The organism is Devosia sp. RR2S18 (genome assembly GCF_030177755.1).
Taxonomy (GTDB): Bacteria; Pseudomonadota; Alphaproteobacteria; order Rhizobiales; family Devosiaceae; genus Devosia; species Devosia rhizosphaerae.
In genome coordinates, this window is sequence record NZ_CP126539.1 from 1,645,922 (window position 1) to 1,665,478 (window position 19,557).

Annotated in this window: 21 protein-coding genes; 8 read left to right on the forward strand and 13 right to left on the reverse strand. The window is 60.0% G+C overall.

The annotated features are described in order from the left end of the window. Nucleotides 1-86 precede the first annotated feature (86 nt). The 5 genes from QOV41_RS08030 to rpsD all read left to right on the forward strand — a co-directional run bounded on the left by QOV41_RS08030 (nt 87) and on the right by rpsD (nt 4,363). The gene (locus QOV41_RS08030; RefSeq protein ID WP_284580669.1) at nt 87-671 is read left to right on the forward strand and encodes a GNAT family N-acetyltransferase; all 585 of its coding nucleotides are present in this window, start codon (nt 87-89) and stop codon (nt 669-671) included. Nucleotides 672-788: 117 nt separating this feature from the next. Beyond that, nucleotides 789-1,385 (forward strand): GNAT family N-acetyltransferase, encoded by a 597-nt coding sequence (locus QOV41_RS08035; protein ID WP_284580670.1) that lies wholly within the window; start codon nt 789-791, stop codon nt 1,383-1,385. Nucleotides 1,386-1,443: 58 nt separating this feature from the next. After that, a complete protein-coding gene (locus QOV41_RS08040) occupies nt 1,444-2,250 on the forward strand; it encodes an RNA methyltransferase (RefSeq protein WP_284580672.1) in 807 nt (268 codons plus the stop codon). Between the two features lie 72 nt (nt 2,251-2,322). Next, on the forward strand, nt 2,323-3,612 hold the full coding sequence (locus QOV41_RS08045; protein ID WP_284580674.1) for an MFS transporter: 1,290 nt from the start codon (nt 2,323-2,325) through the stop codon (nt 3,610-3,612). Between the two features lie 133 nt (nt 3,613-3,745). Next, nucleotides 3,746-4,363: a 30S ribosomal protein S4 gene (gene rpsD, locus QOV41_RS08050; RefSeq protein ID WP_284580676.1), complete on the forward strand. Its 618-nt coding sequence runs from the start codon at nt 3,746-3,748 to the stop codon at nt 4,361-4,363. Between the two features lie 55 nt (nt 4,364-4,418). On the opposite strand, the gene sbmA is transcribed toward rpsD, so the two are convergent. Next, complete coding sequence (gene sbmA, locus QOV41_RS08055) at nt 4,419-5,711, reverse strand: peptide antibiotic transporter SbmA (protein ID WP_284580678.1); 1,293 nt, start codon at nt 5,709-5,711, stop codon at nt 4,419-4,421. A gap of 160 nt (nt 5,712-5,871) precedes the next feature. Between sbmA and ttcA the strand changes: the two genes are divergently transcribed. Both ttcA and QOV41_RS08065 read left to right on the forward strand, forming a co-directional pair. Continuing rightward, nucleotides 5,872-6,732, forward strand: a complete 861-nt coding sequence (gene ttcA, locus QOV41_RS08060; RefSeq protein ID WP_284580679.1) for a tRNA 2-thiocytidine(32) synthetase TtcA — start codon at nt 5,872-5,874, stop codon at nt 6,730-6,732. Nucleotides 6,733-6,743: 11 nt separating this feature from the next. After that, the gene (locus QOV41_RS08065; protein ID WP_284581225.1) at nt 6,744-7,547 is read left to right on the forward strand and encodes an inositol monophosphatase; all 804 of its coding nucleotides are present in this window, start codon (nt 6,744-6,746) and stop codon (nt 7,545-7,547) included. Here the strand turns inward: QOV41_RS08065 and QOV41_RS08070 are convergent. From QOV41_RS08070 to QOV41_RS08080, 3 genes are all read right to left on the reverse strand, one after another. Next, the gene (locus tag QOV41_RS08070) at nt 7,544-8,740 is read right to left on the reverse strand and encodes a pyridoxal-phosphate-dependent aminotransferase family protein (RefSeq protein WP_284580680.1); all 1,197 of its coding nucleotides are present in this window, start codon (nt 8,738-8,740) and stop codon (nt 7,544-7,546) included. The genes QOV41_RS08065 and QOV41_RS08070 overlap by 4 nt on opposite strands. Nucleotides 8,741-9,240: 500 nt before the next feature. Continuing rightward, nucleotides 9,241-10,494, reverse strand: coding sequence for a multidrug effflux MFS transporter (locus tag QOV41_RS08075; protein WP_284580681.1), 1,254 nt, complete (start codon nt 10,492-10,494; stop codon nt 9,241-9,243). A 128-nt stretch (nt 10,495-10,622) separates the two neighbouring features. Beyond that, nucleotides 10,623-11,840 carry an MFS transporter gene (locus QOV41_RS08080; RefSeq protein ID WP_284580682.1) on the reverse strand — a complete coding sequence of 406 codons (1,218 nt, stop codon included), beginning with the start codon at nt 11,838-11,840 and terminating at the stop codon, nt 10,623-10,625. 151 nt (nt 11,841-11,991) lie between these two features. Here QOV41_RS08080 and QOV41_RS08085 point away from each other — a divergent pair, with 151 nt between their 5' ends. Further along, nucleotides 11,992-12,279 (forward strand): Dabb family protein, encoded by a 288-nt coding sequence (locus tag QOV41_RS08085; RefSeq protein WP_284580683.1) that lies wholly within the window; start codon nt 11,992-11,994, stop codon nt 12,277-12,279. Nucleotides 12,280-12,323: 44 nt separating this feature from the next. Here QOV41_RS08085 and grxD read toward each other — a convergent pair whose 3' ends face one another. The 9 genes from grxD to QOV41_RS08130 all read right to left on the reverse strand — a co-directional run bounded on the left by grxD (nt 12,324) and on the right by QOV41_RS08130 (nt 19,421). Next, the gene (grxD, locus tag QOV41_RS08090; RefSeq protein WP_284580684.1) at nt 12,324-12,659 is read right to left on the reverse strand and encodes a Grx4 family monothiol glutaredoxin; all 336 of its coding nucleotides are present in this window, start codon (nt 12,657-12,659) and stop codon (nt 12,324-12,326) included. 86 nt (nt 12,660-12,745) lie between these two features. Beyond that, nucleotides 12,746-13,384, reverse strand: a complete 639-nt coding sequence (locus tag QOV41_RS08095; RefSeq protein ID WP_284580685.1) for an HAD-IA family hydrolase — start codon at nt 13,382-13,384, stop codon at nt 12,746-12,748. Beyond that, nucleotides 13,381-13,704: a DUF6665 family protein gene (locus tag QOV41_RS08100; protein ID WP_284580686.1), complete on the reverse strand. Its 324-nt coding sequence runs from the start codon at nt 13,702-13,704 to the stop codon at nt 13,381-13,383. Before QOV41_RS08100 ends, QOV41_RS08095 begins: the two co-directional genes overlap by 4 nt. Before the next feature lie 3 nt (nt 13,705-13,707). Beyond that, nucleotides 13,708-13,941, reverse strand: coding sequence for a BolA family protein (locus QOV41_RS08105; protein WP_284580687.1), 234 nt, complete (start codon nt 13,939-13,941; stop codon nt 13,708-13,710). Between the two features lie 76 nt (nt 13,942-14,017). Further along, nucleotides 14,018-14,614, reverse strand: a complete 597-nt coding sequence (locus QOV41_RS08110) for a hypothetical protein (RefSeq protein ID WP_284580688.1) — start codon at nt 14,612-14,614, stop codon at nt 14,018-14,020. Between the two features lie 77 nt (nt 14,615-14,691). Continuing rightward, nucleotides 14,692-16,926 (reverse strand): phosphoribosylformylglycinamidine synthase subunit PurL, encoded by a 2,235-nt coding sequence (gene purL / locus QOV41_RS08115; RefSeq protein ID WP_284580689.1) that lies wholly within the window; start codon nt 16,924-16,926, stop codon nt 14,692-14,694. After that, nucleotides 16,923-17,558: a Pr6Pr family membrane protein gene (locus tag QOV41_RS08120; protein ID WP_284580690.1), complete on the reverse strand. Its 636-nt coding sequence runs from the start codon at nt 17,556-17,558 to the stop codon at nt 16,923-16,925. The genes purL and QOV41_RS08120 overlap by 4 nt, the downstream gene beginning before the upstream one ends. Beyond that, nucleotides 17,558-18,226, reverse strand: a complete 669-nt coding sequence (gene purQ / locus QOV41_RS08125; protein ID WP_284580691.1) for a phosphoribosylformylglycinamidine synthase subunit PurQ — start codon at nt 18,224-18,226, stop codon at nt 17,558-17,560. Before purQ ends, QOV41_RS08120 begins: the two co-directional genes overlap by 1 nt. A gap of 118 nt (nt 18,227-18,344) precedes the next feature. Next, nucleotides 18,345-19,421, reverse strand: a complete 1,077-nt coding sequence (locus QOV41_RS08130; RefSeq protein WP_284580692.1) for an acyltransferase family protein — start codon at nt 19,419-19,421, stop codon at nt 18,345-18,347. Nucleotides 19,422-19,557: the final 136 nt, after the last annotated feature.

Here is a 19,557-nt window from a genome sequence, read left to right on the forward strand (position 1 = left end):
AGCTGCCACGGACAGGGAACCTCGGCAAGAACTAGGCCTTGTCTTCACTGATCAGTTCGGCACAGTGCAGTGGATATGGAAACAGCATGCCGCTCTATCCCGACTATCCGCTGACGACCGGCCGGCTCCGGCTCCGCCCCTTCAACCGGGGCGATGTCGATGCGGTTTATTCCTACCGACGGCGCGAAGATGTCGCGCGCTACCTGTTCGACGTGGCCCTCAGCCGGGATCAATGTGCGCAGGCGGTCCAGGCCCGCATTGGCCAAGTTGCCTTGGAGATCGATGGCGACAAGGTAATCCTTGCTGTCGAACTGCTTGAGAGCTGTGCGCTGATTGGCGAGGTGTCCCTGATCTGTCGCAGCATGGAAGCTCGGCAGGGGGAGGTCGGCTGGATCTTCAGTCCGGAGTATCAGGGGCAGGGGTTTGCTACCGAAGCGGCAAACGCGATGCTCGATCTCGGGTTTGGCCCAGGCGACATGCACCGCATCTCGGCACGTTGCGCCGTGCGCAATACTCCATCGTGGCGGTTGATGGAGCGCCTGGGCATGCGACGGGAGGCCCATCTCCGAGAGCATTCGCTCTTCAAAGGCGAGTGGGACGAGGAGTATATCTATGCCATTCTATGGCGAGAGTGGCGCGCCATCCGCAAGGCCCAAGGCGTTGAACCATAACGCTTTCACTGGTTCAGCTTAGTAGGTTATTCCACGTTAGTAGAGGAACCTCGGGAAGGGATCAGCGTTCAGGCAGCAGGCTACAACTATGTAGCTAGCAGGGAGCGCGCGATCGTCATGTCATCACTATCCTCACCCATCGAAACAGACAGGTTGATCCTGCGCACCTTCGAACGGAGTGATGTCGAGGCGCTTTGCGCCTACCACGCTCTTCCTTCCGTGCAGCGCTATGTCTTCAACCGCACCCGCGACGAGGTTGAGGTGGCGACCGCACTTAGTGTTATGCGCGAACATGTGAGCCTACAACGTCCTGGCGACATCATCACCCTCGCGATCGTTCGCAAGGGCGATCGTAAGCTAATCGGCCATGTGTCGCTGCAATGGTCCGATGCCACGGCCGGGCAGGGCGAAGTCCGCTTCGTGATCAATCCCAGCTTCGCGGGCCAAGGCTATTGCCGTGAGGCGCTGAGCGCCATGTTTGATCTCGCTTTCGATCGTTTCCGAATGCATCGGGTTTTCGTCCGTTGCGATGGGCGCAATCACCACTCCATCAAACTCATGCAGCAGATGGGCATGCGGCTCGAAGCGCACTACCGCGAACATGCACTGTTCCAGGGTGAGTGGGACGAGGAATTGCATTTCGCAATTCTCGATCGGGAGTGGCAGCGCTCGACGAAGGTGAAAGATTTTCCGCATCGCCAACGCGTCGCCTGATTTGCGTCGCTTCGGCTAAATCGGCTATGTGCGCCTGATCTTTATGGATTAGGGCGCCATGGCCGGTACGGATTCTTCTATCAAGTTCGAGTTGCGGGCGACGCCTGCAATTATCCTATGTGAACCGCAGCTGGGCGAAAACATCGGTACGGCGGCGCGCGCCATGGCCAATTTTGGCCTGTGGGATCTTCGTCTCGTCCGCCCCCGTGACGGCTGGCCTAACGAGAAGGCTGTCGCTGCGGCATCGCGCGCCGACCATGTGATCGAGCGCGTGCGCGTGTTCGAGACGCTTGAAGAAGCTATTGCCGACCTCACGCTGGTTTACGCCACAACCGCGCGTTCTCGCGACATGCAGAAAGAGGTCATCGGACCGGATATAGCTGCCGGGCGACTGACCGCCCATATCGGCGGCGGCAACAAGGCAGGGCTGCTCTTTGGCCGCGAGAAATGGGGCCTGCTCAACGAGGAGATCGCCCTGGCCGACAGCATTGTGACGCTTCCGGTCGAGCCGGCCTTCGCCTCGCTCAATATTGCACAGGCCGTGCTGATCCTGGCCTATGAGTGGCGCCGCCAGTCTGGCTTGGCCGAGACACTGCCTTTCGGCAGCGGGCTGGCTGATGTCGCCCCCAAGAGCGAACTGGTCGGACTTTTCGAGCATCTCGAGGGCGTGCTCGACCGGACTGGGTTCTTCACCACGCCCGACAAACGGCCCAGCATGGTGAACAATCTGCGGACTGCCCTCACCCGTGGGGATTTCTCCAGTCAGGAGATCCGCACGCTGCGGGGCGTCATTTCATCCATTGACCGGCGACACGAGCGGCCCAATCCCAACAGGCAGAAGCCTGAGAGCAACAACCACGAATAATTGCCGGACGCGTACGCATTGCTGGATTTCGGTCTTTGACTGCGACCATTGGTCGTGCCATGCCCGACTATCATGAGCACAGCTGCACCCACAAAAAAAGACCGACTGGCTTTCAGCTATGTCGGTTTCCGCTTCTTCTGGCTGACCACCCTCTTGGTCAGCTTCGCGGTGCAGATCATGTCGGTGTCGATCGCCTGGCAGATCTACGACGTCACAGGCAATGTGTTCCTGCTAGGCCTAGTCGGGCTGTCGCTGTTTCTGCCCGCTCTCTTGCTCATTCTCCTCACGGGGCTGACTGCTGACAGGTTCAACCGGCGCTTGATCATGGCGATGTGCCTGGGCGTTGAACTGCTCTGTGCTCTGGGCTTTCTTTTGTTCGTCAACGCCGAGGCGCACGAGGTCTGGCCCATATTCGGCATTCTGGTGGTGCTGGGCACAGCACGGGCGTTCTGGAATCCGGCAGCGCAGTCGCTGGCGCCCAATCTCGTGCCGCCCCAGGCCCTCTCGAACGCCATCACCGTTAATGCCTCGGCCTGGCAGTTCGCCGCCATCATGGGGCCGGCGGCCGGCGGGTTGCTGTACGGTATTGCGCCTTCCGTTGCATTTGGCACGGGCGCGGCGTTGTTGCTGGCCGCGATGGTCTGCGTGCTTTTCATTCCCAGGCCAGCACAACGCGACTCGGCGCAGGCAACGAGCCTTGAAACCATCCTGGCGGGCTTTCGCTATATCTTCTCCAACAAGGTCGTACTGGGCGCAATATCACTCGACATGTTCGCCGTGCTGATGGGCGGTGCCGTGGCGCTGCTGCCGGTCTATACCAAAGACATCCTGCATGCGGGTCCGCAGGAGCTCGGTCTCCTCCGAGCAGCGCCGGGTATAGGCGCCATCGCCATGGCGCTGTTTCTCACGCGCTTTCCGGTGCGCGATCACGCCGGCAAGATACTCTTTCTCTTTGTGGGGCTCTTTGGCGCCTTCACTGTCGTTTTCGGATTGTCGACCAGCGTGTGGATTTCCATTCCGGCTTTGGCACTGGTTGGCGCATCGGACATGGTGAGTGTCACCATCCGCGAGACCATAATGCAGCTCTGGACGCCCGAGGAGGTGCGCGGTCGGGTCAACGCGGTGAACTCGGTCTTCATTGGCGCCTCTAACGAATTGGGCGAGTTCCGTGCAGGCACTGTAGCCCATTTCATTGGCCCTGTAGCTGCGGTGGCAATGGGTGGTTTTGGCGCCATTGCCGTTGCGGTCATCTGGAGCCGCATCTTCCCCGGCCTGCGGGAGCAGCGCTCCTTGGACAAGAAGATGGTGCCCGATGAAGCCGCTACGACCGCCCAGCTTGACGTTCCGGGAAGAATTGCTTAAGAGGCGCGCACCTAAGCGGGCATTTGTCCCATAGGCGCACCCGGGATCTCCTACATTGATGAGGTCTGTCGGTCATCCGCAAGGATGGCAGAGGAGGGCGCGATCCCATTTCGACGTTTGAAAAGGATACGCGATGTCGAAGCGCATTTCTGCTAAGCACAAAATTGATCGCCGTCTTGGCGAGAACATCTGGGGTCGTCCCAGCAGCCCGCTCAATGTCCGCGCCTATGGCCCCGGCCAGCATGGCCAGCGCCGCAAGGGCAAGCTCTCGGACTACGGTCTGCAGCTGCGCGCCAAGCAGAAGCTAAAGGGCTACTACACCTCGATCACCGAGAAGAGCTTCCGCAAGCTCTACGCCGAAGCTTCCCGCCGCAAGGGCGACACCGGTGAAAATCTGATCGGCCTGCTCGAGAGCCGCTTGGACGCGATCGTTTACCGTGCCAAGTTCGTGGCCACTCCGTTCGCTGCCCGCCAGTTCGTCAACCACGGCCACATCCTGGTCAATGGCAAGCGCGTCAATATTCCATCCTACCAGGTCAAGGTCGGCGACAAGATCGAAGTGCGCGAGCGCTCCAAGCAGCTCACCGTGCTGCTCGAGGCCACCCAGCTGGCAGAGCGTGACGTGCCGGACTATGTTGAAGTCGACCACAACAAGATGACCGCGACCTATGTACGCGTGCCAGCTCTGTCGGACGTGCCGTATCCGGTTCAGATGGAACCGAACCTGGTCGTCGAATTCTATTCGCGCTAAGCGAACCGCAGTTCATCCAAAATGGGAAGGGCCGCTCCTTGGAGCGGCCCTTTTCTTATTGAGCGGGTTGCGGCTGCGGCTCCAACTCATCCGGGCTGGCGGCAGGAACGAAGCGCTCGTCGTCATAGTCATTGATCAATGGAGCGTCTCGCGGAATGAAGGTCTCGAACAGGCGCAGACGCTTGTAGACCGAGATCAGCGAGATGATGGTCGTCCAGGAACTGGCGAGGAACTTGAAGGAGTCCTCAACCTGACCGAAGGCATTGCTCACCTGCGTGAAGATGCCGAAGGTAATGGCTCCAGTAGCAATCGATGGTGACATGGCCAAGATCGGAATAAACACCGATCCTTGCAGATAAGCATACCGCGCCACATTGAAGTACATATAGTGCTTGTAGAGGCGGAAGTAGTTCTTCTGAACATTGCCGAACAGCTCGCGGATGCCGACCGGCTCAGCGCGGTGTTCGTTGTCTTCGCCATAGACGAGCTCTTTGCGGTAAGCGGCCTCGACCTTCTGATTGTCGAACTCGAGCCCGGGCAGTTTAAAGCCCACCGCTGCGAGGAGGACGGTCCCAAAAGCGGATGATACCAGCGCTACCCAGACGAGGCTCCCATCGACCTCGCCGATGAAAGGCAACTCGGTGATGTTCTGCGAAAGCTCCCACAAGATTGGCAAAAACACGATGAGTGTCATGACCGAGGCGACAAATGAAACCGTCAGGCCCTCAACGATGCTCGCGAAGCGCTGAGTATCTTCCTGAATACGCTGGGATGCGCCTTCTACGTGCCGCAAATGCTGCCAGTTGCTGAAGTAGTAGGCCGACATCGCCCGACGCCATCGAAAGAGATAGTGAGCGATGAAAAAGGCATTCAACACTAAGACAGTGATGTTGGGGAGGAGCACATAAGCGACAGTTGCCAACTCCGTCAGCAATCGATCGAGTGTCACCGAACCAGGTTCAGTCAGTGCAGCCTGAATAAGGTTGTAAAATTCGCCGTACCAGTCGTTCAGCCAAGCGCTGATCTGAACGTTGAAGTAGACGATTTCGATAATGGTTACGCTACCAACGACCGACCACCAAAACCATCTGCGATTGCCGCCGATCCAGTACCAGGGAATGCAGAAGAGGTACCCCGCCATGATAACGTATTGATAGAGCCATATCTTTTCTGGAGAGAAGAATGGCTCTGGGTTTGTTTCGCTGGGCTGCAGCCCGATCCACGGTCCAAGACTGAAATATGCACTCAGCCGTTCACCGAGGGTGTACCAAACCAACATTGCGACCGCCGTCCACAACAGGGCTGCGGGAAAGAATAGTCGAGGATTAGGAAAGAAGGAGCGAAACACCGCTAACTCCAGGGTGCCGAGAACGCGTCATCTAACTGTCGCATTTGGCTTAAATCAAGGAGTAGAACTTAATCTTTGGTAATGTAGAGCAGCAGCCGGTTTCTCTTCCCTCCAGGCTTCCGGACCGTTATCAGCACGTAGACGCACAGAAAGGTTCGACATGAGTGAAGTCATGGACGCACCGGCCGAGGATATCGACGCCGGTGCTCACCCCATTTTCGCCGGTGCCTCGAGCAGTGTCGAATTCAACAAGTTGCGCAAGCGGCTGATCCGCCAAGTGCGCGAGGCGATCGAGAAGTTCGCGATGGTCCAACCGGGCGAGCGGTGGCTAGTGGCGCTGTCCGGGGGCAAGGACAGCTATGGCCTCTTGGCGCTGCTGCTCGATCTCAAATGGCGAGGTCTGTTGCCGGTAGACCTGCTCGCCTGCAATCTGGACCAGGGGCAGCCGAACTTCCCCAAGCACATCCTGCCCGAGTATCTCTCTGCGCTCGGCGTGCCGCATCGCATCGAGTATAGGGACACCTATTCCATAGTCACCGACAAGCTGCCGCAAGGAGCGACCTATTGTTCCCTGTGCTCGCGCCTGCGCCGCGGTAATCTCTACCGCATCGCGCGAGAGGAGGGGTGCTCGGCTCTGGTGCTGGGCCATCACCGTGACGACAGCCTCGAAACCTTCTTCATGAATCTCTTCCATGGCGGCAAGCTCGCGGCCATGCCGCCGCGCCTGCTCAATGACGAGGGAGACATCGAGGTGCTGCGGCCGCTGATCTACTGCGCCGAAGAGGACCTTGCGCGGTTCTCGGAGGCCATGGCATTTCCGATCATCCCTTGCGATCTTTGCGGCTCACAGGATGGGCTGGAGCGCAATGCCATGAAGGCCATGCTCACCGATATCGAGAAGCGTATGCCCGGCCGCAAGGACGTGATGATCCGTGCGCTAGGCAGCATAAACCCATCCCACATGCTTGATCCCCGGCTGTTCGATTTTGCAGGCTTGTTCGATAAGAGGACGCGATCGTGACCATCGATATCATGGCCTTGGCCGATCTGCTGCGTGACGCCGCACGTGCGGAGGCAGTATCTCGTTTCCGTCGGCTTGATGCTTCCATGGTCAGCATCAAAAGCGAGGCCATCGATCTGGTGACCGAAGCGGATGTCGCGACCGAGCAGGCGATCAAGGCGGGAATCCCCGGCTTGCTGCCCGGCGCACTTTTTGTAGGCGAGGAATCGGTCGCTGCTGATCCCGACCTCCTGCCGCAACTGGCCCAAGCCGATTTGGCGGTGGTCGTCGATCCCATCGACGGCACTGCCAACTACGCCGCCGGCCTGCCGCTTTTTGCGACCATGGCAGCCATCGTCTCCAAGGGCGAAACCGTAGCGGGCATTATCTATGACCCCATGGGCGACGATTGGGTCATGGGCGAAAAGGGGAGCGGCGCCTGGCTCCGCCGGCCTGATGGCAGCTCAGTGCGGCTCACGGTTGCCGCGCCACTGCCGCTCGAACAGATGGTCGGTACCGCCTCCGTCGCCTATATGCCACCCGAGAGCCGTTCGCAGATTCTGCAAAATACTGACAAGGTGCGCCTCGTCTCCAATTATCGTTGCGCTGGCCACGAGTACCGCACCTTCGTCTCGGGCCATGGACAATTCCTCAGCTACAACAAGCTGATGCCTTGGGATCACCTTGCCGGCACGCTGCTGGCCCAAGAGGCGGGCGCCTATGTTGCGCGCATGGATGGCTCGGCCTATCTTCCCACCCACGTTGCAGGGGGGCTTTTGGCTGCGGTCGATCGACCCAGCTGGGATGTGCTGCGGCGAGAGGTCTTTACCTTCTAGCCGCGCAACGCTCCTGCCGCCGCATCGACGGCGCCGCTGCCGTGGGGAATGCCCAGAGTCTGCATGCCAGCCTCCATTGCCCCAAGTACACCCAGGGTCATGTGCATGTTGACGTGCCCCATATGAGCTACGCGTAAGAAGTCCCCATAGGCGGGTTCCGTCGGCAATGCCATGCCCAAGCCTATGCCCAGCGTGACCCCAGCTTCCTGTTCGAGCCAGCGCCGGAGCGCACCCGCCCCGCCACTGGGGATGGTCGCCGCCGTTACCGAGTGCCCGCGCGCCGACAGGTCAGCCATATTGAGTTTGATGTCCGTGCCCTTGCCCCAGGCGTCGAACGCGGCCCAGACGGCACGGGCCAGACGTTCATGCCGGAGCCAAACAGCAGGCAGCCCCTCCTCTTCTAGCAGCATGGTCAATGCCTCGCGCAAGCCATAGAGGTGATGCGTCGGCGCAGTACCGCCGAAATACTGGTAAAACAGCTCCCCAGCAGCGCGCGGCTTCCAGTCCCAATAGGGCGTCACCATCTCAGCGCTGCGGGAGAGTTCCATCGCCTTGTCGGAGAACCACAGAAAGCCCAGGCCCGGGGGTACCATCAGGCCTTTCTGACTGGCGCCGACGATCACATCGATGCCCCATTCGTCCATCCGCAACTCGTCACAGCCCAGCGACGCGATTGCATCCACCGCCAGCAGGGCAGGGTGGCACACCGCATCCATGGCAGCTCGAACGGCCGCTACATCGGTCTTGGCGGTTGATGCAGTATCCACATGGGTCAGCATCACCGCCCGGATCTCGTGGGCTTTGTCGGCCTTCAGCGCATCGGCGATGCGGTGCGGATCGGCGGGGCTGGACTTGCCGAAATCGAGCACGTCAACGGCGACGCCCATGCGCTGCATCGCCTCTGCCCAGCCCCAGCCGAAACGTCCGGTTGCTGCCAGGAGGGCCTTGTCGCCGCGGGAAAAGAGATTGCAGATCGCTGCCTCCCATACCCCATGGCCGTTGGCAATGTAGATGGCGACGTGCTGCTTGGTTAGGGCCATGCGCTGGAGGTCAGCCACGATGCCCGGTGTCATGTCCACCAGTTCGCCCTCGTAAATATTGGGCGCAGTGCGATGCATGGCATTGAGCACCCGATCGGGCGATACGGAAGGGCCGGGAATGGCGAGATAGTGGCGGCCCGATTGATACGACATGATGGTGTTCCGAGACGTGGAGCCAGGCAGCTCCATTGTAGGTCTCTATCACTAGCGCGCCGCCAATCGTTCGCAACCCCTCGAGCGGCAGGTTGTCGGCGCAAACCTCTTAGGTCGCTGTTAGACGGAGCACCGGCGGCCGAATTGAGAGCGAAGTTACTCCGCTTATCCTTGCCGCCCAATTAGAGGTAAACTGCCGCTGTCTTCTATCACACTGCGCCGTAGCAACGAACAGCCGGTTCATGGGCACCAGATGGAGCAGGGGGTCGCCCTGTTTCATTTGGAAGAAAGTGATTTGGACCCCGAGGCGTTACCGGGTCGGGCAGACAAGCACACGCGCTGCCGGCTTAGTCGGAAACGGACTGGATCTGCAGACGGTCTTCACCAAAGAGGCTCTGGTTCAGCAGGGGGCGGGATGTGTCCCACGGTTCGCCGGACTACCGGCTCTACGTCCACAACCTCCCCGATGTCAGCCGGGCAACGAAAACTGCTGCCAGCAACTAGTGAGCAACCTCTTGGGTCATGTCAGCTTTCGCAAATTCCTGTCCAACGCCGAACAGCTTGCCCTGTTCGGCAACGAGAATGCAGATGAGCGTCAACACGCCCATGAAGAAATAGCCCATGGCGGTGGGTATCGTCGTGCCGTCGAACATCTGCCCGATATAGCTCCCGATAACCGCGCCGCCCACAGTCTGGATGAAGCCGAAGACGGATGCGGCCGTTCCCGCCACAGCACCGAGCGGCTCCATGGACAGCGAGTTCATGTTCGAGGCCGCCCAGCCGAAGCTGAACATGATGATGCAAAGCAGGCCGAAGAAGAGGGGAAACGGTAAGTAGCCGGCGCTGGCGAAGGCGAGCCAGACGGCCGATCCGATGGAGAAGACCAGCACTGCCCCGTGGGAAATCCGGCGCATTCCGAGGCGACGCACTATGCGTGAATTGGTGAAGGACGACACGGCCATCAGAGCCGCTACACCGGCAAAGGCGGCTGGAAACCAGACGCCCAAACCGTAGATGTCGACATAGATCTGCTGGGAAGAACTGATGAACCCGAACAGCGCGCCAAACAGGAACATGCCAGCAAGACCGTAGGAAATCGCCACCCGATGGGTAAAGACGATTCGGAATCCGTCGATCACGCCAGCGATCGTGAGGGGCCGCCTGGCGTCGAGGGGCAGCGTCTCGGGCAGTCGGAAGAAGGTCCACAGCCAAAAGACTGTGGCAAGGCCGCCCATGAACAGAAAGATCATTTCCCATGGGCCGGTCAGTAGCAGAATCTGCCCGATGCCGGGCGCGATGATCGGGATAGCCATGAAGACCATAAAGGTCAGAGACATGACCTCTGCCATCTCCCGACCGGAATAGCGGTCGCGCACCACAGAGGTTGCAATCACGCGCACGCTGGCAGCACCCATTCCCTGAATGAAGCGCATCACCAGGAGCGTCGTGAATGTGGGAGCAAACACGGCGGCTACCGCGGCTACGACATAGATGCCCATGCCCGCCAGCAACGGCGCTCGCCGGCCGAAGCGATCTGTGAGCGGCCCAAAAGCAAGCTGCGCCACGCCCATGCCGATCATGTAGGCCGAAACAACGAACTGCCGCTCATTCTCGTCGGAGACGCCAAGTGCTTCGCCCATGTAAGGCAGAGCCGGCAACATGACATCGATCGCCAGCGCATTGAGCGCCATCAGGGCAGCAATAAGTGCAATGAATTCTGGGCGGGAGAGAACCCGCGTAAAGTGGTCGGCCATGAAAAGATCTCAGAAAAAGCGCGCCGCAGGAGGGGCGGCTGGGAGAGCAAGGACAAACCTTGGACCCGGAGCCGGACCTTGGCAAGGGTAACATCGGCAGAAAACGATGGGTTCCTGCCGATGGACTATTAAGCAGGCTTCAGTACGAAATTTGGCGCCGAACGCTCGTTGATGGGTAGATGCACCGCCGCAGACCCTAGGCCCAGGAGTATCCCGAGATACCACACCAGATCGTAGGCCCCGGTCGCATCATAGACATAACCGCCCAGCCAAACCCCGAAGAAGGAGCCAACTTGGTGGCTGAAGAAGGCGATGCCGTAAAGCATGCCCATGTAGCGCGGTCCGAAAAAGAGTGTCACAAGCCCGGCAGTCAAAGGAACAGTGGAGAGCCAGAGCAAGCCCATCGCGGCAGCAAAGACATAGGCGGTGACTTCGCTGACAGGCAGCAGAAGGAAGCCGCCGATCGCGCAAGCACGCAGGAAGTAGATGGTCGCAAGCAGCATCTGCTTTGGAAGGCGACTGCCGAGATAGCCCGAGAGGAGCGAGCCGGCGATGTTGAACAGGCCGATCACAGCTATGGTCCAGCTACCGACCTCGGGGCTGAGCCCACATTGCACGAGATAGGCCGGCATGTGGACGTTGATAAACGCCAGATGGAAGCCGCAAACGAAAAAGCCAACGACCAGCAGCCGATAGGAGCCGTGCCCCCAGGCCATAGACAGAGCGCGCATAAACGGTAGGTCGGCTTGGCCTGGCGTGCTCTCGGCGCGGCCGCGCAACGCGGCAGCGAGCGGCACGATCAGCAGCAGGATGCAGGCGATGCAGACCAGCGCCATGTGCCAGCCGAATGCGGCGATGAAACCCTGGCCGATCGGGGCGAAGACGAACTGTCCGGCAGAGGAGGCAGCCGTGGCGACGCCGAAGACGAAGCTACGCTTTTCGGGAGGAACCACCCGCCCGAACGCCGCCATGACGACGCCGAACGACGCAACGGCGATGCCGACACCGGTGACCACACCGGCTGAAAGGGTCATCAGCCCCGGGGTAGGCGAGAACGCCATCCAGAGCACCCCAACGGCGTAGATCAGCCCGCCGAACGCCAGGACTCGCGCGCTGCCATAGCGGTCGGCCAAGCCGCCAGCGAAGGGTTGGGTGATGCCCCAGACTAGGTTTTGGATAGCCATGGCCATGCCCCACTGCTCGCGGGAGAGACCCAGATCTGCAGTGACTGGCAGGGTGAACAAGCCAAATGCGCCGCGCGTCCCAAAGCCGATCGCCGCAATGATGCAGCCGGCGATGATGACCAGTGGCAACGGAACCGGGGGGCGACGCAGGGCAGTTGTCATGATGCGCATCCAGCAAGCTTGGACGATTTATTTACGCCCGTGCTCCCAATCCTCAAAGCAATATTGCGGAATGGAGCCGATCAATGCTGATGATGGGTTGACGCAAGCGTCAGTTGCACCCAAACAGCGCGGCGCAACAGGAGCCTGATCGTTGATCCGCCACATCGTCTTTTTCACCGCCAAGGAGCCGCAGAATCTTGATGCCATATGCAATGGCCTCTCGCTTCTGGGTACCATTCCGCATTCAGAACATTTCGAAGTGCGGCGGAACAGCAAGGTGGACCAGATCTCCAATGAGGTGGACGTTGTGGTATATGCCGAGTTCGCCGATGCGGAGGCTCTTGCGGCCTACAAGGCGCATCCCATCTACGCTGAAGCGACCCGCCAGGTCAGGCCCCTGCGGGAGTTGCGGCTTTCCGCAGACTTCGAGGCAAAATAAAACGCCGGACCTTGGGTCCGGCGTTGCTAAGCTCTTGAAAGTGCCTAGGCGCTCTGCTTGACCGGAATGCCGGCCTGTTCAAAGTGCGTCTGCAGCTCGCCGGCTTGGAACATCTCGCGCACGATATCGGCGCCACCGACGAACTCGCCTTTAACGTAGAGCTGCGGAATCGTTGGCCAGTTGGTGTAGGCCTTGACACCATCACGCAGTTCCTGGCTTTCCAGCACATTAGCGCTGCCATAGTCGACGCCAAGATAGTTCAGGATTTGGACGACCTGGCCGGAGAAACCACACTGAGGGAAGTCAGGCGAGCCCTTCATGAAGAGGAACACGTCGTTGGTCTTCACCTTGTCGTCGATGAAAGCATTGATGTCGGTCATGGGCGGAGCCTTTCGCTAGCCGGGGTCAAGTGCCGGGGTGTTCTGCCTTAGATAGGATAGGGTCGCGGCGCTGTCGAGAGCGACACCTAAACGTTGATCGCAAGCCGTTCGGCGATCCACGGGTGCCTCGTCAAATCAACATGGGTGTCGAACAGCACTGCTTCCCAGCCCCGTGCCTTGGCTGCATCTACGACCTTGGGCGTGTCATCGAAAAACAATGGGGAAGCTTCCTGGCGCCCAATTTTGTGCTCTATAAACTCGAAGAACTTGGGCTCCGGCTTTCGCGCGCCAATTCGGGCGGAATAGAACATGTCGTGGAACAGGTCACCGAGCTTCAGGACAGACCAGAGCCAGTGGGCTCGCAGGTGCTCCTGGTTCGTCGCGATGTAGAGCCGGATGTCGTCCTGCTTGCGCAGCTTACGGACAATATCAAGTACTGGCTGATTCAGGTTGGAGTCCTTCTCAATCCAGTAACGAGCAAAGTCCATTGGACTGCCCTTATAGCCGAGCGCCGGCAATCGCTTCTCGATCGCCTCGATGAAAGACATTTTCCCGATGATTACTTGCTTGACGAAGATGTCAAACGTGAATGCCTGGCGCAGTTCGTCAGGATGGACGCCCAGATCAGTGAACAAGTCCTTGTCCCAGGCGACCACACGAGCGGGATTGGAGTGATAGCCGTTGATCAGCACCCCATCGATATCGAAGATAACCGCGCGGCTCACCGCTGGGGCGCTGCCATTGTGCCGAGACCAGCCAACACTTGTGCCGGTATCTTCAGTTCCTGGATGACGTCGCCGTGTCGCTTAAAGCCCAGCAGTTCTCGCTGGACGAAGTAAGCCCACACCACTTGCTGCGCGTGATGAAGGCGGCTCACGTGATCGGATCCGTCGGAATTGAGGTCTGCAATAGCTTTCACCACCCGCTGCTCGGCAGCGCCAAGGGAGCTGGCGCGCTCGGCAGCAATCTCGTGCTCCAGCGCCGTCGTGCCCGCCTGCGGGCGAACCATGCGGATAAGATCAAGCGAGTCGCGGAGACTGTTCACTGCCTACTCCGGAACACCGGTTTGTAGCGCCAGCGCATGCAGGGCTCCCCCCATGTCACCCTGCAGGGCAGCGTAGACGATTTGGTGCTGCTGCACGCGAGATTTGCCGCGGAACTGCTCCGAAACGACGTTGGCGGCGTAGTGATCACCATCGCCGGCGAGATCGCGGATTTCGATCTGTGCATCGGGCAGCGCCGCCTTGATCCGGCGTTCGATCTCGTTGGCATCCATCGGCATGGTTAGACTCCTCTTATACCCATCGTCGACTTGGCCGACTCTACGAAGATAGGACGGGCTAAGCCTGCCTTCAACGTCATTGCGCCGGAGCACTCTCTTCGGTCGTCTCTTCCAGGCCGACGCAGCAGTCTGCGTCCGCACGCGTCGAGAAGTTGGCGATGATGAAATCAACCACAGGGCGTGCTTGCTCGGCAACTTCCGTGGCAAAGAGACAGTCGAGGCTGTAGCCGCGACCGTTGTCCACCGTCTCGGTATGAAACACGGTCAGCGGAACACCCATCGGGGAGTCAGAGCTCGTACCCTCATATAGGAGGGCGGTGGCACTCTGGTACGGCACAGTTGCACTGTTGGCCAAGGTGAAGCCGGGCAAGCTCTCGGCCCAGCCAGCTGCAATATCCTCTTCTTTCAAGGACGCGAGGGCCGTCTCTGCGGACCAGGCTGCATCGTCCACTGGAACGATCGTCAACTCGCATTGCAGGGGGGCATCGGGATGATTGATGATCAGCGGTTCTCCAGCGCCACCGCTTGCCACCATGGTCTCGGGATAGATCATGGTGAACGGCTGATCCTCGAGAATGGATCGTGTGACGTTGATACCCTGCGCCAGAGAGGCGGCCGGCAGAAGAGCCAGGGTGAGAGCCACGAGGCCGCCGATCACCGGTCGAAAGTTCATTGTAGTCTCCGCTATGCTTAGGCGCCCCGGATTGCAGAACGCGCTAAACAGCGGCGAACATATGGCAAAGTCGCCAATCAGGCGACCGCACCGTCCATGAAGTTGGGGAACCATGCTTCGTGCACTTTACGCAGTTCGGCAACTGAAAGCGGACGCGCTTTGCCCAAGACGAGGTCAGTGCCACCGGTCGTGCCGATCCAGGGCGCATGAATGCCAAGTCCCTTGGCTTCCTCCCAGAGAGTGGCAATCTCCTCACCCTGCGGGTCGAGGTGGACGGTCACGACATAGCGTCCCTGATCCTCCGAGAAATACTGGAGAGTGAGGTCGGTGTCCTCAAGATCGACTATTTCCGCGCCTATGCCAGAGGCAACCGCCATTTCGGCAAGGCCAACTGCCAGACCTCCGTCCGAAAGGTCATGGACCGCTGTGGCAACGCCAGAGCGGATCAGCTTTCTCACCCAGTCTCCGGTCCGCTTCTCGTGCTGCAAGTCGACGGGGGGCGGCAGGCCTTCTTTGCGGCCAAAGAGATCACGCAGATAGATGGATTGGCCGAGATGGTGTCCCCGATCTGCCGGCGCACCGACCAGCAGGATCATCTGGTCTGCGCCTGCGAAGCCGATGCGTGCCATCTTGCTCCAGTCGGGAAGCAAGCCAACACCACCAATAGTGGGCGTGGGGAGAATGCCTCGGCCGTTGGTCTCGTTGTAGAGCGAAACATTGCCCGACACGATTGGGAACTCCAACACGCGACAGGCCTCGCCGATACCTTTGATGGCATGGACCAGTTGACCCATGATTTCCGGGCGCTCAGGGTTACCAAAGTTGAGGTTGTCGGTGGCTGCGAGAGGCTCTGCACCAGTCGCGGTGAGATTGCGCCAGCATTCGACGACGGCCTGCTTGCCACCCTCGAACGGGTCGGCTTCGCAGTAGCGCGGCGTCACGTCCGAGGAGAAGGCGAGCGCCTTGGTTGGATGGCCTTCGACGCGGACAACACCGGCATCCCCGCCGGGACGCTGCAGGGAGTTGCCCTGGATCATGGTGTCGTACTGCTCGTACACCCAGCGCCGGGATGCAATTTGGTGGCTGCCCATGAGCTTTAGCAGAGCGTCGGCAACTTCCATTCGGGGGATGTCGTCCTTGGCAAGCGGCGCAGGCTTTATAGGTTCAACCCAGGGGCGGTCATATTCGGGGGCTTCGTCGCCGAGTTCCTTTATGGGCAAGTTGGCCACTTCCTTACCCTGCCACATGACGCGGAACCGCAAATCGTCGGTCGTCTTGCCTACTGTCGCGAAATCGAGCTCCCACTTTTCGAAGACAGCCCGGGCCTCAGCCTCCTTTTCGGGATGGAGGACCATAAGCATGCGCTCCTGGCTCTCGGACAGCATCATCTCGTAGGGGGTCATCTGCTCTTCGCGGACGGGTACTTTGTCGAGATCGAGTTCGACACCCAGGTCCCCCTTGGCGCCCATTTCGACGGCCGAGCAGGTGAGGCCTGCTGCGCCCATATCCTGAATGGCGATGACGGCGCCTGTGGCCATCAGCTCAAGGCAGGCCTCGAGGAGACGCTTTTCGGTGAACGGATCGCCGACCTGCACGGTGGGGCGCTTCTCCTCAATGTCGTCGCCGAACTCGGCCGAAGCCATGGTCGCCCCGCCGACTCCATCCCGTCCGGTCTTGGCGCCGAGATAGACCACCGGCAGGCCGACACCCTCGGCCTTGGAGTAGAAGATCTTATCGGTGTCGGCGAGGCCCGCCGCAAAGGCGTTGACCAGGATGTTGCCGTTGTAGCGTTCATCGAACTCGACTTCACCACCTACAGTGGGGACGCCAAAGGAATTGCCGTAACCGCCGACACCGGCAACCACGCCTGAGACCAAGTGCTTAGTTTTTTCGTGTTCGGGGGCGCCAAACCGCAGCGCGTTCATTGCTGCGACAGGACGAGCGCCCATGGTGAAGACGTCGCGGAGAATGCCGCCGACTCCGGTTGCTGCGCCCTGATAAGGTTCGATGAAGCTCGGGTGATTGTGGGATTCCATTTTGAAGACGACAGCCTGGCCGTCTCCAATGTCAACGACGCCAGCGTTTTCACCCGGACCCTGAATGACGCGCGGCCCAGTCGTCGGCAAGGTCTTGAGCCACTTCTTGGAGCTCTTATAGGAACAGTGCTCGTTCCACATGGCAGAGAAGATGCCGAGCTCGGTATAGTTGGGCTCGCGTCCGATCAGGCTGACGATCTTTTCGTATTCGTCCGGCTTCAACCCGTGATCGGCAACCAGTTGCGGCGTAATGGCGATGTTATTGTCGAAGGTCATGAGACTGTCCGGGGCTTGCGGGCGAGTAGCTTGTCGAAGGCGATGGTGACGGCGCAGAGGACGGCTAGGCCAAGTGCAACGATGAGGCCGTTGAGGAGAACGGTGGCGTAGCCCAGGCGGCCGACTTCCAGAATGGGGTAGGGGTACTCGTTGAGAAAGGCGCCGCGCAGGAGTATGTAACCGAAATAAACTAGTGTCGGCAGCAGCATTGTGGGCAGATCACGCCAGTCGACGCGACCATGCGGAACGAAACGCCACCACCACAGCCAATAGATCAGCGTCGTGGCGTAGTGCAGGAGTCGATCGGCGATGAGGTAGAGGCCTTCTGGCTGCCAGAGCCCCGACAGCAGGAGATGATAGAAGATCGTCACCAGACCCATGACCGCCACCATCATGGCTCGGGTGACCGGGTGCCGGAACCATTCCAACCAGCGATGGGAAGTCAGCTCGGATAGGTAGATCAGCACCAACGTTAGATTGCTGAGGATGGTGAAAAACGAGAAGAAGCTCAGCAGTGCGAAGGGGAGGCCGCGGCTATCTGCCGTGGCCGGCACGGAGAGCATGAACTGAAGGACCAGCGCGGCAGCGCCGATCACGAGGCCGATGCCTGCGTTCAGCCGGCGTGGCTCCATCAGGCGGCGTGATCCAGGAGACTTGCGAACAGGGCTCTGCCGTCCTCGCCACCATGGGCGGCTTCGATCAGGTTCTCGGGGTGTGGCATGAGTCCAAGGACGTTCTTCTGCTCGTTGAAAATGCCAGCGATGTCGTTGATCGAACCGTTGGGATTAGTGCCTTCGGCGTAGCGGAAGGCGATCTGGCCTTCACCTGACATACGATCCAGCGTCGCAGCGTCGGCAAAGTAGTTGCCGTCATGATGCGCAACAGGGCAGCGGAAGGTCTCGCCCGGCTTGTACCCACGGGTGAAGGGCGTCTCGGCGTTCACCACCTCGAGCTTGACCTCACGGCAGACAAAACGGAGGCTCTGATTGCGCATCAGCGCACCGGGGAGCAGTCCGGCTTCGATCAGGATCTGAAAGCCATTGCAGACACCAAGGACCTTGACGCCCTGTGCGGCGCGTTCACGCACTCTGTCCATGATGGGCGAGCGAGCGGCGATGGCGCCGCAGCGCAGGTAATCGCCGTAGGAGAAGCCGCCCGGGATCACGATGAGGTCGGTCTGGGGGAGGTCAGTTTCCTGGTGCCAGACTGTCGCGGGTGCTTCTCCAGAAATCTTGGTCAGCGCCCCGACCATGTCGCGGTCACGGTTGAGGCCGGGAAAGACGATGACGGCTGCCTTCATCGGCTGGTCCTCGCTAATGTCAGGGGTTGCGCGAGGCCCTTGTGGTGGGTCTTGGGCGAAAAGGCAAGGGCTGGGAACGGCTATTCCCAACCCTGTGAGAAGGCGGTCTCGGGCGCGGCTATTCCGCCGGCGTGGTCAGCGGCTGCTTGGCCGGGAGGCGCCGGGTCCCCGGCAGGTGTGCCCAGTCAGGGCGCTCGAATATGAAGAGGCCAAAGCCGGTCTTTTGCACGGCCCAATACAGGACCAGCGGGCAGATGATGGCGATGGTCATTGTGGTAAGGCTCAGGACAGTTGGTTCGACAATGCCCACGCGGATCAGAATGGTGCGTGCCACGCCCATGGGCAGCACAAAGGCGACGTAGATGATCAGCGATCTGGAGCCGAGCCAGCGTAGCCAGGCCATAGCGGGGATACGGGCGAGGAGGGCGGCAGCGACGCAAAGCGCTGCGGCACCGGCGAAGGCAAGGACCAGATGCAGGCCAGGTAGGCCCGCCAGCCCCATGACAGGGTGGATGGGGTGCATGGCGAAGCCGGGGGAGAAAACGAGGACGCCATTAACCAGCGCCCAAGCCAGGAGCCCGGCAAATGCTACAGCAGCGTGGGTCCTAGCCCAGCCAGCCAAGCGAAAAAGCTGCGGCGCCAAAACATAGCCACCGTAGAAGTAGACGAAATATTCCGCAAACTGGTCGATGGCATAGATGCCGGTGTGGATCGGGAGGATCTGGAGCAGGGCGCCCGCGCCGAACACGAGCCAGACGGGCAACTTCATCTGCCGTAGCAGTTTGGTAGCGGCGCTTACCACGGCGAGCATGTAGATGAACCAGAGCACGCCATAAGGCTGGACTATTGCCCAGGCGATCTGCTCGACAGCGCCTACGGGGTTGGTCGCTAGGAGCCCCACCTTGAAGACGATGTGGATGACCGCCCAGAGCGCATAGAAATAGAGGTAGTGGACAATTCGGCGATCGGTATAGGCGCGCCAGGGGCGGTCGACCACGCTTGCCAGAAAGAGGCCAGAGATCAGAAAGAACTCGGGCATGCGGAAAGGTGTGGCGAATGCGACGGCCCAGTGCAGGGCACCGACACCGCCGGTGTCCTCACCCACGCTCGAGGCAGCGTACATCATTACAACGAGAAAAATGGAAAGGCCTTTGGCCACATCCACCCATTCGAGCCTATCTGTGGTTCCCGACATCTGACGCGCTCCAGGACTGTTTGGAGGCGCATGATAAGGCGAAGCCGCTACCCAGGGGATAACGGCTTGCCAGCAGTCTCAGCAAATGTGCGGAAGCGGTAACGGAACCGCTAATGCATGGCGTCTGGGTCAGACC

Bases quoted from the DNA above. Each gene is read 5' to 3' on its own strand.
- purQ (WP_284580691.1), bottom strand. From the start codon at position 18,226: ATGAAGGCAGCCGTCATCGTCTTTCCCGGCCTCAACCGTGACCGCGAC.
- QOV41_RS08030 (WP_284580669.1), top strand. From the start codon at position 87: ATGCCGCTCTATCCCGACTATCCGCTGACGACCGGCCGGCTCCGGCTC.
- QOV41_RS08110 (WP_284580688.1), bottom strand. From the start codon at position 14,614: ATGAACTTTCGACCGGTGATCGGCGGCCTCGTGGCTCTCACCCTGGCT.
- QOV41_RS08065 (WP_284581225.1), top strand. From the start codon at position 6,744: ATGGCCTTGGCCGATCTGCTGCGTGACGCCGCACGTGCGGAGGCAGTA.
- QOV41_RS08035 (WP_284580670.1), top strand. From the start codon at position 789: ATGTCATCACTATCCTCACCCATCGAAACAGACAGGTTGATCCTGCGC.
- QOV41_RS08070 (WP_284580680.1), bottom strand. From the start codon at position 8,740: ATGTCGTATCAATCGGGCCGCCACTATCTCGCCATTCCCGGCCCTTCC.
- QOV41_RS08120 (WP_284580690.1), bottom strand. From the start codon at position 17,558: ATGGAGCCACGCCGGCTGAACGCAGGCATCGGCCTCGTGATCGGCGCT.
- rpsD (WP_284580676.1), top strand. From the start codon at position 3,746: ATGTCGAAGCGCATTTCTGCTAAGCACAAAATTGATCGCCGTCTTGGC.
- purL (WP_284580689.1), bottom strand. From the start codon at position 16,926: ATGACCTTCGACAATAACATCGCCATTACGCCGCAACTGGTTGCCGAT.
- QOV41_RS08045 (WP_284580674.1), top strand. From the start codon at position 2,323: ATGAGCACAGCTGCACCCACAAAAAAAGACCGACTGGCTTTCAGCTAT.
- QOV41_RS08130 (WP_284580692.1), bottom strand. From the start codon at position 19,421: ATGTCGGGAACCACAGATAGGCTCGAATGGGTGGATGTGGCCAAAGGC.
- ttcA (WP_284580679.1), top strand. From the start codon at position 5,872: ATGAGTGAAGTCATGGACGCACCGGCCGAGGATATCGACGCCGGTGCT.
- QOV41_RS08040 (WP_284580672.1), top strand. From the start codon at position 1,444: ATGGCCGGTACGGATTCTTCTATCAAGTTCGAGTTGCGGGCGACGCCT.
- QOV41_RS08105 (WP_284580687.1), bottom strand. From the start codon at position 13,941: ATGCCGATGGATGCCAACGAGATCGAACGCCGGATCAAGGCGGCGCTG.
- QOV41_RS08080 (WP_284580682.1), bottom strand. From the start codon at position 11,840: ATGACAACTGCCCTGCGTCGCCCCCCGGTTCCGTTGCCACTGGTCATC.
- QOV41_RS08075 (WP_284580681.1), bottom strand. From the start codon at position 10,494: ATGGCCGACCACTTTACGCGGGTTCTCTCCCGCCCAGAATTCATTGCA.
- grxD (WP_284580684.1), bottom strand. From the start codon at position 12,659: ATGACCGACATCAATGCTTTCATCGACGACAAGGTGAAGACCAACGAC.